Source organism: Achromobacter sp. SD115 (assembly GCF_017355315.1).
Lineage (GTDB): Bacteria > Pseudomonadota > Gammaproteobacteria > Burkholderiales > Burkholderiaceae_B > Achromobacter > Achromobacter xylosoxidans_B.
Genome location: NZ_JADIJM010000001.1, coordinates 146,143 through 160,418, shown reverse-complemented (window position 1 = coordinate 160,418; position 14,276 = coordinate 146,143). Strand labels below are relative to the sequence as shown.

At 55.2% G+C, this 14,276-nt stretch carries 13 protein-coding genes; 9 read left to right on the top strand and 4 right to left on the bottom strand.

Annotation, left to right across the window (positions count from 1 at the left end; translation table 11 throughout):
* Nucleotides 1–29: 29 nt before the first annotated feature.
* Nucleotides 30–1,958, top strand: a complete 1,929-nt coding sequence (locus tag IPU70_RS00680; protein ID WP_207464196.1) for a patatin-like phospholipase family protein — start codon at nucleotides 30–32, stop codon at nucleotides 1,956–1,958.
* Nucleotides 1,959–2,329: 371 nt separating this feature from the next.
* On the opposite strand, the gene IPU70_RS00675 is transcribed toward IPU70_RS00680, so the two are convergent.
* Nucleotides 2,330–3,619 carry an MFS transporter gene (locus tag IPU70_RS00675; RefSeq protein WP_207464195.1) on the bottom strand — a complete coding sequence of 430 codons (1,290 nt, stop codon included), beginning with the start codon at nucleotides 3,617–3,619 and terminating at the stop codon, nucleotides 2,330–2,332.
* Between the two features lie 99 nt (nucleotides 3,620–3,718).
* Here IPU70_RS00675 and IPU70_RS00670 point away from each other — a divergent pair, with 99 nt between their 5' ends.
* The 6 genes from IPU70_RS00670 (at nucleotide 3,719) to IPU70_RS00645 (ending at nucleotide 9,678) form a co-directional block, all read left to right on the top strand.
* Complete coding sequence (locus tag IPU70_RS00670) at nucleotides 3,719–4,648, top strand: LysR family transcriptional regulator (RefSeq protein WP_207464194.1); 930 nt, start codon at nucleotides 3,719–3,721, stop codon at nucleotides 4,646–4,648.
* Between the two features lie 388 nt (nucleotides 4,649–5,036).
* Entirely contained in the window at nucleotides 5,037–5,798 is a 762-nt protein-coding gene (locus tag IPU70_RS00665; RefSeq protein ID WP_242702241.1) for a hypothetical protein, read from the top strand.
* 470 nt (nucleotides 5,799–6,268) lie between these two features.
* Complete coding sequence (locus IPU70_RS00660) at nucleotides 6,269–6,748, top strand: hypothetical protein (protein ID WP_207464193.1); 480 nt, start codon at nucleotides 6,269–6,271, stop codon at nucleotides 6,746–6,748.
* Between the two features lie 241 nt (nucleotides 6,749–6,989).
* On the top strand, nucleotides 6,990–7,718 hold the full coding sequence (locus IPU70_RS00655; protein ID WP_207464192.1) for a hypothetical protein: 729 nt from the start codon (nucleotides 6,990–6,992) through the stop codon (nucleotides 7,716–7,718).
* Between the two features lie 355 nt (nucleotides 7,719–8,073).
* Entirely contained in the window at nucleotides 8,074–8,745 is a 672-nt protein-coding gene (locus IPU70_RS00650) for an HNH endonuclease (protein WP_207464191.1), read from the top strand.
* A 285-nt stretch (nucleotides 8,746–9,030) separates the two neighbouring features.
* A complete protein-coding gene (locus IPU70_RS00645; protein WP_207464190.1) occupies nucleotides 9,031–9,678 on the top strand; it encodes a hypothetical protein in 648 nt (215 codons plus the stop codon).
* A gap of 472 nt (nucleotides 9,679–10,150) precedes the next feature.
* Here IPU70_RS00645 and IPU70_RS00640 read toward each other — a convergent pair whose 3' ends face one another.
* The 3 genes from IPU70_RS00640 to IPU70_RS00625 form a co-directional block, all read right to left on the bottom strand.
* A complete protein-coding gene (locus IPU70_RS00640) occupies nucleotides 10,151–10,450 on the bottom strand; it encodes a hypothetical protein (protein ID WP_207464189.1) in 300 nt (99 codons plus the stop codon).
* Between the two features lie 911 nt (nucleotides 10,451–11,361).
* Nucleotides 11,362–11,937, bottom strand: coding sequence for a hypothetical protein (locus tag IPU70_RS00630; RefSeq protein ID WP_207464188.1), 576 nt, complete (start codon nucleotides 11,935–11,937; stop codon nucleotides 11,362–11,364).
* 109 nt (nucleotides 11,938–12,046) lie between these two features.
* Nucleotides 12,047–12,907, bottom strand: coding sequence for an SAM-dependent methyltransferase (locus tag IPU70_RS00625; protein WP_207464187.1), 861 nt, complete (start codon nucleotides 12,905–12,907; stop codon nucleotides 12,047–12,049).
* A gap of 230 nt (nucleotides 12,908–13,137) precedes the next feature.
* On the opposite strand from IPU70_RS00625, the gene IPU70_RS00620 reads away from it, so the two are divergent.
* Complete coding sequence (locus tag IPU70_RS00620) at nucleotides 13,138–13,542, top strand: VOC family protein (RefSeq protein ID WP_207464186.1); 405 nt, start codon at nucleotides 13,138–13,140, stop codon at nucleotides 13,540–13,542.
* Nucleotides 13,543–13,576: 34 nt separating this feature from the next.
* Nucleotides 13,577–14,206 carry a LysE family translocator gene (locus tag IPU70_RS00615; RefSeq protein ID WP_207464185.1) on the top strand — a complete coding sequence of 210 codons (630 nt, stop codon included), beginning with the start codon at nucleotides 13,577–13,579 and terminating at the stop codon, nucleotides 14,204–14,206.
* The last annotated feature ends 70 nt before the right edge of the window (nucleotides 14,207–14,276 follow it).

The window sequence follows — 14,276 nt, the reverse complement described above, 5'->3', positions numbered from 1 at the left end:
CTTGAGCATTTTTTAAGGACTAATGCAAAATGACGATTCAATCTCCGGCCATCTTGCAGCCTAGCCATGACGCGGATCTAAGTGGGATAGCCTTGTGCCTATCAGGAGGCGGCCTGCGTGCAACGTTGTTTCATCTGGGACTTATTAAGACGCTGCGTCAGGTCCGCCTCGACGGGAAGATGGCGCTCGCATCGGTGCGGGAGATCTATGCCGTCTCTGGTGGCAGCATCCTCGCCGGACATTTTCTTGCGAATTACGCGCGCTATATTGATGAGGATCCTGACGTCTTCGTGGAAGTGGAAAAGGAACTGCTTGCCTTTGCCAATCGCGATCTGAGAAATCGCATCCTGCGACGATGGCCCTTCCGGATATTTGGAGAGAATCCGCGCGGGCGCTTGCTGCAAGCGGAGTATCACCGTTTCCTTAACAAGAAAACGATTGGGCAAAGCTATGCCGAATCGGAAGGATTGCCGACTTTCCATTTCTTGGCGACCAGCTTCACAAACGGTGCTCTTTGCTCCTTTTCCCGCACCTTATTTGAGCAAGTGGACCGTAACGCCGGTAACAGCACAATTTCAACGGCGGCGGATGGCCTTCCGCTGGCATTTGCCGTGGCGGCTTCAAGTGCTTTTCCCCCGATGTTCCCCCCTATGTGTTTAACACCTAAAGCGCTGGGAACTGACGGCTCTCCACCTTTTAATACGCCAATCGCTTTATCTGATGGCGGCGTATTCGATAACTTTGGGATCGACAAGTTCTTTCTAGCGCAGCGCGAGGGCGCCAGACCAGGCATTCTGATCGTCAGTAATGCTGGGGGCTCGTTCGCGACTGATCCTACGCAAAACTACGAAGGCATGATGGCACGAAATATTCGAGCCAGTGATATCCTCATGAGGCGAGTTGGAGATGCCACTCTTGAAGTTGGCGAAAGGGGTGTTGGAAAAGGACTGGTTGTTGTCCGAATCGGAAAGACTGTACGAGACCCGTTTATTGCAGAAACTACACAGTTGCGTTTCCGTATGGTGCGTACGGACCTTGATCGATTTAATAATTCAATCGCGGGGCTTATCTCGGATCATGGTGAACGCGTGGCGCGCGAGGCGCTCACAAATCACCGACTGACGGATGAAGCGCCAGCGACCTTCCACGTGCAGCCGTCCATCGCGAAGCACGGCGAGCAATCGGCCTCGCCCGCGGAAAGAAACCAGACACTCGATCGGCAGCTTTCATCCGCCTCACGCCGTAGTTGGTACAACCTCTTTCTTGACTTGCGGGATCCCGCATACACCATTTTATGGTGGACGATTGGGCTGTTGCTTTTCGCTGGTCTCCTCTATCTGGTATACAGCGGTGTTGTTTATACCAAGGCATTGGACGAGGCGAAGCAAGCTACAGCTGAGGCGAAGCGAGCCACTGCCGAGGCGATCAATGCCAATGATGAGATCAAGGCCGAATATACGAGAAATCTCACTAAACTTGAAAAGATTCGAAGGGCCGCATTCGATGAGGATATGGGAGCGATCCAAACCGAGCTTGCAAAGGCGATAGAGAGTAATAAGAATTTTTCAAAATCGGGAGCTGATGTGGGTGTAAGTGATTCTACGGCGATAACGCCTGAACGTGTCAGGAAAATTATCGACACAGAAGCTATACCTATACTTCCGTCGGTAAACTATCCGCAGAAAGTCTACATCCAGTTTGCAGGGGATCTCAAGCGCGAGCAAATTACGGCTTTGAATCAGATGCTAAAGCAGGCAGGATGGGCTGCCCAAGGGGCAAGTGGCGAACGGACGCCTAAGGCCGCAGGCAAGGCCGAGGTTCGTTATGCTGGTGATAATGCTGCGGTAGCTCAGGCACTCGCCGATGCTCTCAATCATTCGGGATTGCCAATTCAAAAGGTCTCGCCCCGTTTCGATAAAACGATTGGCGATAATCTGGCGGTTTGGATTTCGAACTAACCAGACGTTCATGAGTCACGATAGAAAGGTGTCAGATACTGAGATTTTTCCACGAATTTCCAAGGGAGCCTATTTGAAATCAGAGGCTTGAGATGCTGGGGCGGGGTCAAGTGATCTGCTGTTGAAATCCCGGAAGAATTAAATGTTAGTGTTTCAGGGCGAGTTTCCGAGCGCGAACGGGAGGTTGGCCATGAAACGCAAGAAATATTCGGTCGAGCAGATCGTGAAATAAAGGTGTCAGACTACAATTTAACTGGCCAAATTGTAGTCTGACACCTTTTTTAAGATTTTAGTCTGACAGCATTAACTCGCATCGCCTCTGGAATCGCCGCGCCTCGCGCGCTGCGCCGCCGGCGGTGACCCTGTTCACTTCATCGGCGGTTGGACTCCGCGGCACGGTCGAAGCAGCCGAACAAAAACACGGCAATTGTGAATCCCAGTGTGACGACGCACACGCCATTCCATCCCGCCCATGCCCATGCCGCGCCTGACAGCGCAGCACCAATTGCGCCGCCGACGAAAAAGATGCCGACAAAGAGCGCGTTCAATCGGCCACGAGCCGCCGGATTAATCAGGTTGATCGCGCGTCGGCCGAGCGTTTGATCGGCGATCACACCGGCGTCGAGCGCCGCCGCCCCGACTACCAGCAATGCGAGCGCAAGGACGGGATGCGTGGTCGCGGAGAACCCGCCCCAGCCCGCCCCGGCAGCCGCGAGCACGAGTACCGCCGCGATCATCACCAGATGCGCGGCGATTTGTGTCGCACGCCCGGCGCCGCAATCGCCGAGGTAGCCCGCGAGCGGCGTCACCATCGCACCGGTTGCACCCGCCAGCGCGAAGGCGGCAATGCCTTGCATACCCAGCGAAAACGGCGGCTGGGCGAGAAGCAGTGCGATGGCTGTCCAGAACGCGCTGAACGCACCGAGCGCGAGCGCGGCAAGCGTCGCGCGACGCTGTAAGACGGGTTCGGTGCGCAGCAAGGTCCACAGCGAGCGCAGCAAGTCCAGGTAGCGAGCGGCCGTGTGCGGCGTGTGACTCGGCAACCGCGTCAGCAGCACGACTGCAAGCAGCAAATCGGCCAACGCCGCGATGCCATAGAACGCACGCCAGCCAAACGTTCCGCCGATCAGGCTCGCGAGCGGTCGTGACAACAGGATGCCAAGCATCAGGCCGCTCATCACGTTGCCGACTGCGCGTCCGCGCCGGCTTTCAGGCGCCATCGACGCCGCCATCGGCACGAGCATCTGGATCACGCTCGATGTCGCCCCCGCCATGAACACCGATGCCAGGAACAGCCAGCCCGATCGCGCGAGCGACGCGAGTCCGAGGAACATCGCGCAGCAGGCGAGCGTCCAGACGATCAGGCGGCGATTTTCGAGGAGGTCGCATAGCGGTACGAGCAATAGCAGACCTGCGGCGTAGCCGAGTTGCGGGAGCATCGCGATCACGCCGGCAAGCTCGGGCGGCAGAGTCAGTGCTCGGCTGACAGGCCCCGTCAGAGGTTGCGCGGCCGTCAGGTTCACGACGATCACGCCGACGGCGGCGGCAAAAAAGATCGTCAATGACGTGGTCAGGCCACCGCCTGGGGACGCATCCGCTTGCAGTGAGGGCAGCGAAGCGGAGGGCAGTTTGCGCGCGCAGGCGTCAGCGGGTTGACTCATGGGTTTGGGCTTCCGGGTGTACGAGTGTGGCCCATCCTAAGGACAAGAGCGTTATGCGACAATTGAATTATCTTGATAATGTTTATGCGAGATTGTTTTATGAACACGCGTGACTTGCAGGCTTTCGTGGCAGTGGTCGAAAACGGCTCAATGGTGCGGGCCGCAGAGAGGCTGTTTCTGACTCAGCCGGGACTCACGCGCCGTGTCCAGAATCTGGAAACGATGCTCGGCATCGAGTTGCTCGACCGGCAGAGCAAGCCGCTCAAGCCGACGGCGGCAGGAAGCGATGTCTATGGCCTTGCGCGCGCGGTGCTACGCGCGGTCGACGACCTGCTGGCCGTCGCGTCGCCTGATAGCGAGCCGACAGGCGAGTTTAGGATCGGGGTACCGCCGTTTTTGTCTGAGCTGGCGTTGGAGCAACCCATCGACCGTCTGCGTGCCGCCTTTCCGAATCTGACGCTGCGCGTGACAGCGGGCTGGTCGCCAGGACTGCTGGAGGGCATCGAAATGGCGAAGGCGGACGCGGTCGTCGTGCTTTTACCTGAAGGCGTGCCGTTGCCGGAAGGCCTGACGTCGACGCTTCTCGCCTATAAGCCCACGGTCGTCGTCGCGCCGCGCTCGTTCAGTCTGCCCGACAAACCCGTCTCGCTCGCCGATCTAGCGGCTTATCCCTGGGTGCTGAACCAGGACGGCTGCGGAATGCGTTCAGCACTGAGCCGCGCTATGTCTGCGGCGGGTTTGCCGTTCAATGTCGCTGTCGAAGCGTTCGGTTCGGAACTGCAGTTGTCGCTGGTCGCGCGCGCCTTGGGCGTCGGGCTCGCTGCGCCTGAAGTGCTGGCGCGCAGCCCGCATCGCAATGCGCTGCAGATCGTCGATGTGCCGGAGTTCAATAGCGGGCTGAGCGTGTGGCTCGTGCATGGCGTGCTGCCAGGCCGTCTTGTGCGACCCGTCGCGGTGATGCGCGACGCACTGATCGAAACGCTGGAAAGGGATGCGGTACGTTTGCCCCTCGCCGATTCCGTCGCATAAGCCCGAGCAGAAGCTGCGTTGCAGGAGATTTCCCACTACCGGCCGCGGCTCAAAAGCCGCGTAGATCGGCACGTCGAAGCTGCCGTTGTCGAACTTGCCCTGGAGTTTGCAGCGGCTCGATGGGCCGACCTTGATGATGCTCCGCGCGCTGGTGTTGGTGGAGTTGCCCGGCGCGAAAAATAGGTGTCAGACTACAATTTTTCAACCCTTAGGTCGCGAAATCGTAGTCTGACACTTTTTTTGCGCGGCCAACGGTGGATGCTCAACTTTTCCCGAAAAATGGACATCCAACTCACATGGAGTGGTATACGCCGTGTAAATCGACAGTTACTATGACGCGGTGTTAATGGTGAGTTTTAGATGAGTGAACTATTGGACTGGAGAATGCATGTCGCCCGTTTCAAATCCGCTCTATCTCGACTGGCAATTTTGGTCTACTGTGTTGGCATTGTCGGCCCTTGTCTTATCCCAAGTTCCGCCAGTGCACCTTTGGTTTCGTCCGCGGCGCCTTGATGTGGAAGTACACAGTCGGCTTCAAGTTACACACAGAGTTGGCAATCCGAACGTTGGCATGTACGTAAGCGTTCGAAATACGGGAGGTCGTGAATTGGACGTCCGTGCAATGCGCTTATCCGTTTCACGCGATGACAATCATTTGTGCAAATTGCCAGCGCAAAACTACTTTGAAACTCCATCGTCTCAGTCGTCGGTATTGTTCGTTCCTTTCTCACTGAAACCCGGAGAGAACTGGTCTCACGGAACAAATTTTTTGCAGTTGTTCGACCGAGCAACTGAGAAGCTCTATAGAGAGAGCGAATCCGCCTTAGGTTTGGACATTCGTCGAAAGCTTGATTCTCGTCCGGAGTTTGACAAGAATCCAGTCGTAGCAGAGCCGCCGTTGGTTAAACCATTCATTGAACTATTTGAACGATTGTTCGTCTGGCTTCCGGGCGAGTATGTTGTTGAACTCGTCGTAGACACCGAGCCTGGATCGGCATCGTTTACCAAGAAGTACAGATTCACGCTCTATGAATCAGACTCAGCCGAGCTTCGATCTCATATCGATGACTACCCGATTGGAGGGGGGCTATCTTTTAACGTTGAACGTCATGTTGGCGTTTTTGTTCCTCTATCTCAGCATAATGCTTGAATTGTCAATCTAAATATCTGATAAGGTAGACTTATTAAAGTGATCATTCAATGTTTGATGTAGCGGAACCGCTTGTCTAGCCGTCGATAGTCCGCCATGAGTCGGGAGTGGCCGGTTATCGAGGACGTCTCCCGGCCGGTAGCAGACTTTCGATAGTAGAAGATTACAGGGAGATATCAGCTTTCGGGGCATTTTCTCCACACAACGAACTCCCAAAAGACTCCGCTGCCTCAGGTGGGTCCAAGTCCACGCGCAACCCGGCCTGTGATCGGCAAACCTTCAGCGGGAATTTCTTTTTCGCTCTCCAGAGCTGAAGAATCTACCTCACTAAAGATCATGCTCCCATCAAGGATGATGGCCTCAAACTTGCCATTTCAAAAAATTTGGGCGAGGCCGTCAAGAAATAAAGGTGTCAGACTACCATTTAAATGGCCAAATTGTAGTCTGACACCTTTTCTCATCATCACCCAATGAACGAATTCATAACTTGGGGGAGCTTGTTCAAGCTCGCCATCACCGGCGTACTGATCTACGCGGTTCAACCTTTGCTGCTTGTTGGACGAGATGCGGTTCTCTGGTGGGCGATCGACAAGTACATTCTCAACGACGAACTCCGAACCGCTGTTTTTGAACTCGTAAGCCATGAAAAAATGCTGGCTAATCAGCCAAAAAACATCGATATTTCAGCCGGCCGAGACGGCGAGGCGTATATTCATGATGGCATTGCCGTGTCATCAGAGCAGCACACCGCTTTGATGAAGCAAATGCAAGTTTGTGATCAGACTCTGGCTCGGATCAGACCTCTCGTAGAGGCGAGAAAACGTCGCCTAGAATGGCTCTTGCATCACTACAAGCAGCCAGGGAAGGACAATCTTATAGAGGACATGATTTCGCAGCGCAGAGCAGCGCAAGAGGCAGGAAGGACGATAACGCTGCAAGTCGGCCCTTAATAAAGCAAAGGTGTCAGACTACAATTTCGGAAGCGAAATTGTAGTCTGACACTTTTATTTGAATGGGAAACACAACGAACCGCTTCGTGGCTGAGTCGTTGGGGTTCGTTGGGGCGCAGGTCTAAAGTCAGCGGCACGCACGGAAAATCGAGGTGTCAGACTATAATTTCGCCTCCGAAATTGTAGTCTGACACCTTTGTTGGTGTTGCGCTGCTTCGTTTTACAATGATGGGAGTGAAATTTGCCTAAATACTATAAGTCTATAATCGAGAGTACGACCATCTCCCGACGAACGGGAACTGGCGCCGTCATTCCCATAGGCTTCAGGGACCTGAGTGCGTCCATAGTCTCATCATGCACATTTCTGCAGAGTCTTCTCCAACAGATAATCTACGTCACGCACGGAGCTGAACTCATTGCGGCGAAGCGCGCCTTGAAGGAATTTCCGAATCCCAAGGCGAGAATAGATTTCCTATGCTCGTTTCCATACAGCGAGGCTGATCCGGTCGTTTTGTCCGTATTTGACTATGCGAGGCTTCTATTTCGAGATCTATACGAACTCAGGAACATCCTGTCGCACGAGGTGTGGGCATCTAGCGATGATTATGACGATGCCGTCATCTTCTCCAGCTTGGACGAAGAAGCCAGGTTGTTGATGGTTTCCGGTCGGATGTGGCATATGGAGAACGTGACCTCCCAAGAGGTTTTCGACGCCACAGTTCGGTATATTCGGAGCGTGAAAATCGTAGCCAGCGCTGACCTCAACGCTGCGATGGGTGATGCTAATTGGTGTTCATGGATTCTCGTGCACATTAGCAATGTTCTCAATGAGCAGGATGCTGCGAAAAAAGCAGAAGCGCGACAGCTTTTCCTTAAAGCCAAGGGAACATCACACCTCTTTGCAGGCACGCCACCGATCACTGAACCCCTAAATTTTAACGTCTCCATGAGAAAAACCATTAAGGGCTGAATCGGGGAAGACATGCACTCCGCGAAAACCTGGGCCGTTCAGAGCCTTGTCTTCGCCAATTGATAGCGTACTCGACATCGATTTTTACGTCGAACTTCCGCTTAGGGTCGGATAGCGACCTCCCGTAGGAGCAGACTGAGTCTCCCTCTACTCGAAAGGAGAATGTCACCGTTGACCGTCGTGTGCCATGGGACACGGGCAAACTCATCGCGCAGAAGCCGCCGCTGAAGCTTCGGAAATTAATGTGTCCGTAGAAAAAAATGGGTGCAAGACTACAATTTCATCGATGAAAATTCTAGTTTGATAATTTAATTTTTTTCGTTCCCGTTCAGCCATTTTTTAGACAGGTACGTTCATGGCTTACGCCTTTGATCTTCGACAGGTTTGTGGGGGCTATGCTTACTTCAGTACATTCACTCATGGGAATTTATCCCCTGATGATAGATACGAAATCAGAGTGCCATTCAAAGTGAACGTGGATCGCTTCTCAACAGCGCTAGAGGAGCTTGGGCAGTCATTTCAATTCATCGACTCTGAAGATTCCTACAGAATTTGGATCTACTCGCAGGGGTGGGCAGTGGTAGCACCTGCCTTTGCAAGATCTCGCATGCAGAATTGGTTAAAACAACATAAGTGCATCAGTACTGCTTTGGGAGCTTTTACGGATATCGAAATTGCTGCGCCAAGTGTCTTGAAAAGGAGCTTTCGAGGTGTTGCAAAGAAAAAAATATTAGATAGAGATGGCGGTCGTTGCCTGGAATGCGGAAGCCAAAATGCACTGACTCTTCAGCATGTAATTCCTTTTTCGGCCGGAGGAGAGACGAGCAGCCGGAACATGGTAACTCTATGCGAAGAATGCAATCAAAGCTATCGTGACGAAATTAGTCCTGAGCTATATCGCCTAGCAGGATTGCATTACGGATATGAACCGTCATTAATCAAGTTAGCACCTGACCGGCAGGCAGCGCTACGTCGTGCCGTATATTTCTCGAACAATCTCATGCATACCAGATGTGATTTATGGTGAACAACATGACTAAATTGGTGCTTGCGAAGATGATGCTGTAGTTCACTTGTCTCGGCGTCGATCGATTGCTTCGGGTCGATAGCGCGCTTTCATCAGCGCCGGCTTCCGGTCAGGAACAGTCATTCATTCCATCATTGATCTTTGATTACTCACAACAAGCTGCAATCTCGAAATTTTTAGGTTTTCCAAAAACGATTGCGCACGCTGATAAATGCGCATAGAGTTGTTTTATAAGAGCGACGAGCATTGTTGCTTGTTGTAAAAATCTAGTTAATCCTCAGTTACATGTCAAAAGAGCGTCTGAATCGAACCTTTGCTTTGGCATTCGAATGCCTTCGACACAAGATCAACAGCGGGAGGATCACTGTCGACAACGAGGCGTCTCTGCAGCTTCAGTTTGCCGCCATTCTGAAGTCGGTCGGCGAACTGTTCGAGATCCATCGTGATGAGTTTTTTTCCATCGAACTAGAGAAGCCGGTTGAGCTTCCTGATTCAACTTTTGGAAAGAGCGGGAGCAGAAGAGCAAAGATCGACATCTTCTGCTCGTTCACGAAGGCGTCGACAAAGGAAGTCCACTCCTGTGCCATAGAGATGAAGTACTTCAAGAAGAAGAATCATCGCGAACCAAACAATCGCTACGACGTCTTCGCCGACATTCACAACCTCGAGAACTACGGCGCTTTCGCTAATTGCTGCTTTATGGTCGTGGCAACCGACCACGACCATTACGTCAGCCAGAGTTACTACTCTCCGGACACCTGCGACTTCGACTTCCGTCACGGAAGGACTTACACCGCTAGAACGGTCGCCACATATCGCACGCCCGATCCATATGGAAAGCCAATTGAACTTACAGGAAACTACACATTTGAATGGAATGCAGAGGCTGGTGGAATCCACTTCATGCAGTTGGCGGTGGAACCACTCCGATGAGGTCTAATCATCCATCGATGGGATGCCCAACCGGCGGCTTCGGCCGGGCACCCCTCATGTCAAACGCTAGGAATTAAATTGCATACATACAGAATTCATTACCTAGCGGATATGGATGATGGAGACGATAGGAGGTACTCATCGCAGTAAGAATTGAAAGCTGGCGACTTAATTCAGCTTAGCCCCGGTTTCTTTCGTGCCGTATGCAAAATAACTCAACAAAAAACTGGCATTCGTATAGATATTTCTAAGTCTTCGCAAAGCAAAGAAGAGGATTTTTTGCTGGCTGAGCAGTATGGCCATTTCACACCCTAACCCGGCGCTCAAGCCGACGCCTGACGGGGCGGTTGAACTCGATCGTTCTCAACTGACTGCTTCGGGTCGTAAGCTGACCCTCCCCTTGCATCTGACGCGCTGGCTGTGCTATCGCGAGTCAGCATCATGTCAATGCTGACTCCGTCAGACAAATCTCTTAATGAATCGGTTTTGCTCCGTCGGTGAGTCTGAATTCATCAAGAGCAGATTCAACAAGATCTGTGATGTGATCGCAGAGACTTTCAATGCCGCCTAGCAAGTTGGATACGACCCAAGGATCGAGCTGCTGGTTACCGGCCCTCTCCGAGTCATTTGCACCATTGCCAACGATCCTGCTAATTGCCCAAATTCCCTGGCAAGCCCGCTCCATCTTCCGAAGGTCTGAAAACCGAACAACGCCATGCTCCGGATCATCCGGCGTTGCCCAACGGTCAAGGGTATAGGGGTGGTCATTCATTACGGCCTCCTGTTGAGTAAGGAGCCCGCGCCTCGCTGTCAATCGGGGTGGGCGGGCACAAGGCCGGGTTGACAGACCGGTAACAGGAGCAACCGGCGCACGCGAACGTGCCCCAGCCAAGGCCCGCCCATAGCAGGGACGTGCGTCGGCCGACGGACGTAAAAATGCCGCTATTGCGGCGGCTGTCCGCTCCTGTTAACTCCGGCTGTCAATCCGGGCGATCGTTGGTGCGATCGCAGGGCAAGTATAGGCGGAACGGATCATGGCAGTAATGCGGCGAGTGGCATTTTCGTCCCTTTCGGAGACTGATGCGTAAACGGACAAGGGATCGCAAGTGGTCCATTGCTTATTCTCACGTAACTTTAGGCAGAAAAACCGGTCCTTCAGTTTCTGCAATCCGATTCTCGCCAACCCTATCCGACGTGATCGAACAGGCCACGAACGGGTTCACGAGGGGTATCCCGGATAGCCGCAGCCGCTTGGCCCGTTCGTCCGATGACTTCGTCAGGTCTTCGAGGGTTTCGATGCGTGTAGATATGGGAACCGTCCGTGAGCGCCTCGGGCTGCTCGTTGCGGAACAGGTCGTACAAGATGAAGTCCTGGTGCGGCTTGCCCCTTAGTCGTCATCCCCATCCCGTACACTACCCCAATCACCAGGGAGCGATATGTCGATTCAAAGATTAGGCCGTTGCAGCATTCTCTTGTTCCTTGCCGCCCTCAGCTCCGGTTGCTCATTAGGCGGCGAGTGCGGATGGAACCGCAGCAGCTGCATGTATGAAGGCAAGTATGAAGAGGGCGAGGAAGACTACGCGGAAGACGAAGCGAAGCGCTTGAACAAGAACTCGTCCGATCGGTTGCGCCGCAGTTCTGGCAATTGATACGCGGATCGAGCTTTTCAAAATCTTGAGGTCTTAGCCTGAGACTTGCCAGTCGCGAAACCGCTTGAACAAGCGAAACCCCACATAGGTTTCGCTTCTGAGCCAGCGCCGCCGGTAGTAGCAATCCCAGTAGCTGATCATGCGTTGCTGCGCCAGATCCAGAAAGGCCGGATTGCCTCGAAGAACCGTTCCATAGGCGCGCTTGTCCAGCAAGGGCAAGCACGCTTCGATGTCCTGCAGGATTTCGACAACGTATTCGCTGCAGAGCTGCACCACGAACGGCACAACCCAAGGCTCGGATGCCCCGACCAGTCGCTCAATTTGGCGCTGGCGCACGTGGCCGTCATGATGGCGTGACTGTATGCACGCGTAGATCAGTGCCTGGGGTTCGTCCAGCTTGGAAGACAAGGCGTCGTTGCCCCCATGCTGAACGCGATAGGGCAGGGTCAATGACTCGTCCTGCACGATGACGGACAGGCCGCGGCCGCTCATGACCGAGGGGCAGATTTCCTCGGCGATATGTGCCGCTTCGGCTCGCAGTCGCGCTGGGAAGGCCGCTGTTAGCAGCGCCATCTGCTCTGGGGCGGCTTTGCGCGGGCGAGAGGGCATGTGGGGAGGGCTGCTTGAATCGCGTTTACCGCGTCATGCGGTGCATCCGGCAGCAGACGGCGGCACGCACCACGGATGCTGACGCTGCGGTATGACGCACGACAGACGCTTACGCCGCCGCCTCTGCAGGTTTCGGCACAAAGAACCGATCCTTCAGTTCCTGCAACCCAATCCTATCCAGCATCTCCGTCAGCCGGTCAGCCGCCTTCTTGCGCGGCAAATCCTTGTACTGCGCAATGATGAGTTCATTCTTCATCGAATGCTCCCAACCGACCAGCTCGGTCACGCTGACTTGGTAGCCGTGCGCTTCCAGTTGCAGACAGCGCAGCACATTCGTGATCTGGCTCCCAAACTCCCGCGTATGCAGCGGATGCCGCCAGATCTCCGCCAGCGGATCAGCCAGCGCCTTTGCCTTGTTCTTGCGCAGCACCGAAGCCACTTCCGCCTGGCAGCAGGGCACGACGACGATGTACTTGGCCTTCTTCTCCAAGGCGAAGTGGATCGCGTCGTCGGTGGCGGTGTTGCAGGCGTGCAGGGCGGTGACGACGTCGATCGTGGCGGGCAGCTTGTCCGACGTGATCGAATCGGCCACAGACAGGTTTAGGAACGACATGCCGCCAAACCCCAGCCGCTTGGCCAGTTCTTCCGACGACTTCACCAGTTCTTCGCGGGTTTCGATGCCGTAGATGTGGGAGCCGTTCGCGAGCGCCTCGGGCTGTTCCTTGAAGAACAGGTCATACAGGATGAAGCCCAAATACGACTTGCCCGCGCCGTGGTCGGCGAGGGTGACGGCGCCGCGTTGTTGTTGGACGTCTTTGAGCAGCGGTTCGATGAACTGGAACAGGTGGTAGACCTGTTTCAGCTTGCGGCGGCTGTCCTGGTTCATCTTGCCGTCGCGGGTCAGGATGTGCAGGGCCTTGAGCAGTTCGATCGACTGGCCGGGGCGGATGTCGTGGGTTTTGTCGGACATGGGGTAAGGCAATGCGCCCCGCGATGGGCGGGGCGCACGAGTAGGCGGAAAGCGTCAGTTTAACGAAAACGCCGCCGACGCTGGCGAACAGGGAAAACCGGCCCTGGACTGTGCAGTATTTTGCGATCCAGGTTATCTGGCATGCGAGTAACATGCCCGATGCGATTGAGGCATGTCATGCATTTCTGAAAGCGCCTGACCATCAGGGCGGGCGCAGGGAGAGTCGTCAAATGTTCAGCCATATCACTGTCGGGACGCGTGATCTTGAACGCGCGGGCCGTTTTTATGACGCGGTGCTGCTTCCGCTTGGATTGAAGCGTCGCGTTGTCACGCCGGATGGCGGCCCGGCGGCGCTCTGCTGGGTGACCGGCCAGGCGCTGCTGCCGCGCTTCTACGTCTACATGCCCTACGATGGCGAACCGGCGACGGTGGGTAATGGCAGCATGGTGGCTTTTCTGGCTCCTACGCAGGAAGCCGTGAGCGTGGCCCATGCGGGCGGGCTGGCACAGGGCGGGACGGATGAAGGGGCGCCGGGAGTGCGTCCTCATTACGGCGACGGCTACTTCGGCGCGTATCTGCGCGATCCTGATGGCAACAAGGTCCATATCGTTCATCGCGGAGACCTCCCGCTGTAAGGCGGAGAGGCCCGACGTCCCTGGAGAAACGCAAATGCTCGTGAGTCAGCTTGCTCTTGTGTACGGCACTTATCTGATTGCCACGGCCAGTCCCGGACCCAGCAATATGGCGATCATGGCAACGGCGATGCGTCATGGCCGTGTGCCGGCGCTCGCGCTGGCGGCGGGCGTCATTACGGGTTCGTTGTTTTGGGCGACGCTGGCGGCGACTGGGATTTCCGCCGTGCTGGCGGCTTCCGCCCAGGCGCTATTCATCATCAAGGTGGTGGGGGGAGTCTATCTGCTTTACCTGGCGTTCCGCAGCGCCAGGTCGGCGTTGAGGCGGGGCGGGGCCTTTGCGAAGGTGGAAACGGGCTGTGCGACACCGCGCTATCGGGTGCTCTACCGCCAGGGCGTGCTGATGCACATTGGCAATCCGAAGGCGGTGCTGGCCTGGATGGCGATCATGTCGCTGGGGCTGGGGGAGAGCGCGTCGGACGGCACCTTGCCCGCCATCATCGGCGGTTGTGCGTTGCTCGGCGTGATGGTGTTCGGCGGCTATGCCATCGCGTTCTCGACCGCGCCAATGATTGCGCTGTACGCCAGGCTGCGGCGCTGGATCGAAGGGACGGTGGCCGTGGTGTTTGGCGTTGCGGGCGTAAAGCTGTTGACCTGGCAACGTTGATGAAGCGGCTTGTCATCGCCGACCTGTGCCGGCGATGACAAGCCTCAAGCTATAAGCCTCAGGCCAAGCC

What these genes read in the sequence shown, in the direction of transcription:
- IPU70_RS00670 (WP_207464194.1), top strand. Translation starts at nt 3,719, where the DNA reads ATGAACACGCGTGACTTGCAGGCTTTCGTGGCAGTGGTCGAAAACGGC.
- IPU70_RS00680 (WP_207464196.1), top strand. Translation starts at nt 30, where the DNA reads ATGACGATTCAATCTCCGGCCATCTTGCAGCCTAGCCATGACGCGGAT.
- IPU70_RS00615 (WP_207464185.1), top strand. Translation starts at nt 13,577, where the DNA reads ATGCTCGTGAGTCAGCTTGCTCTTGTGTACGGCACTTATCTGATTGCC.
- IPU70_RS00675 (WP_207464195.1), bottom strand. Translation starts at nt 3,619, where the DNA reads ATGAGTCAACCCGCTGACGCCTGCGCGCGCAAACTGCCCTCCGCTTCG.
- IPU70_RS00665 (WP_242702241.1), top strand. Translation starts at nt 5,037, where the DNA reads ATGTCGCCCGTTTCAAATCCGCTCTATCTCGACTGGCAATTTTGGTCT.
- IPU70_RS00660 (WP_207464193.1), top strand. Translation starts at nt 6,269, where the DNA reads ATGAACGAATTCATAACTTGGGGGAGCTTGTTCAAGCTCGCCATCACC.
- IPU70_RS00620 (WP_207464186.1), top strand. Translation starts at nt 13,138, where the DNA reads ATGTTCAGCCATATCACTGTCGGGACGCGTGATCTTGAACGCGCGGGC.
- IPU70_RS00645 (WP_207464190.1), top strand. Translation starts at nt 9,031, where the DNA reads ATGTCAAAAGAGCGTCTGAATCGAACCTTTGCTTTGGCATTCGAATGC.
- IPU70_RS00625 (WP_207464187.1), bottom strand. Translation starts at nt 12,907, where the DNA reads ATGTCCGACAAAACCCACGACATCCGCCCCGGCCAGTCGATCGAACTG.
- IPU70_RS00640 (WP_207464189.1), bottom strand. Translation starts at nt 10,450, where the DNA reads ATGAATGACCACCCCTATACCCTTGACCGTTGGGCAACGCCGGATGAT.
- IPU70_RS00650 (WP_207464191.1), top strand. Translation starts at nt 8,074, where the DNA reads ATGGCTTACGCCTTTGATCTTCGACAGGTTTGTGGGGGCTATGCTTAC.
- IPU70_RS00630 (WP_207464188.1), bottom strand. Translation starts at nt 11,937, where the DNA reads ATGCCCTCTCGCCCGCGCAAAGCCGCCCCAGAGCAGATGGCGCTGCTA.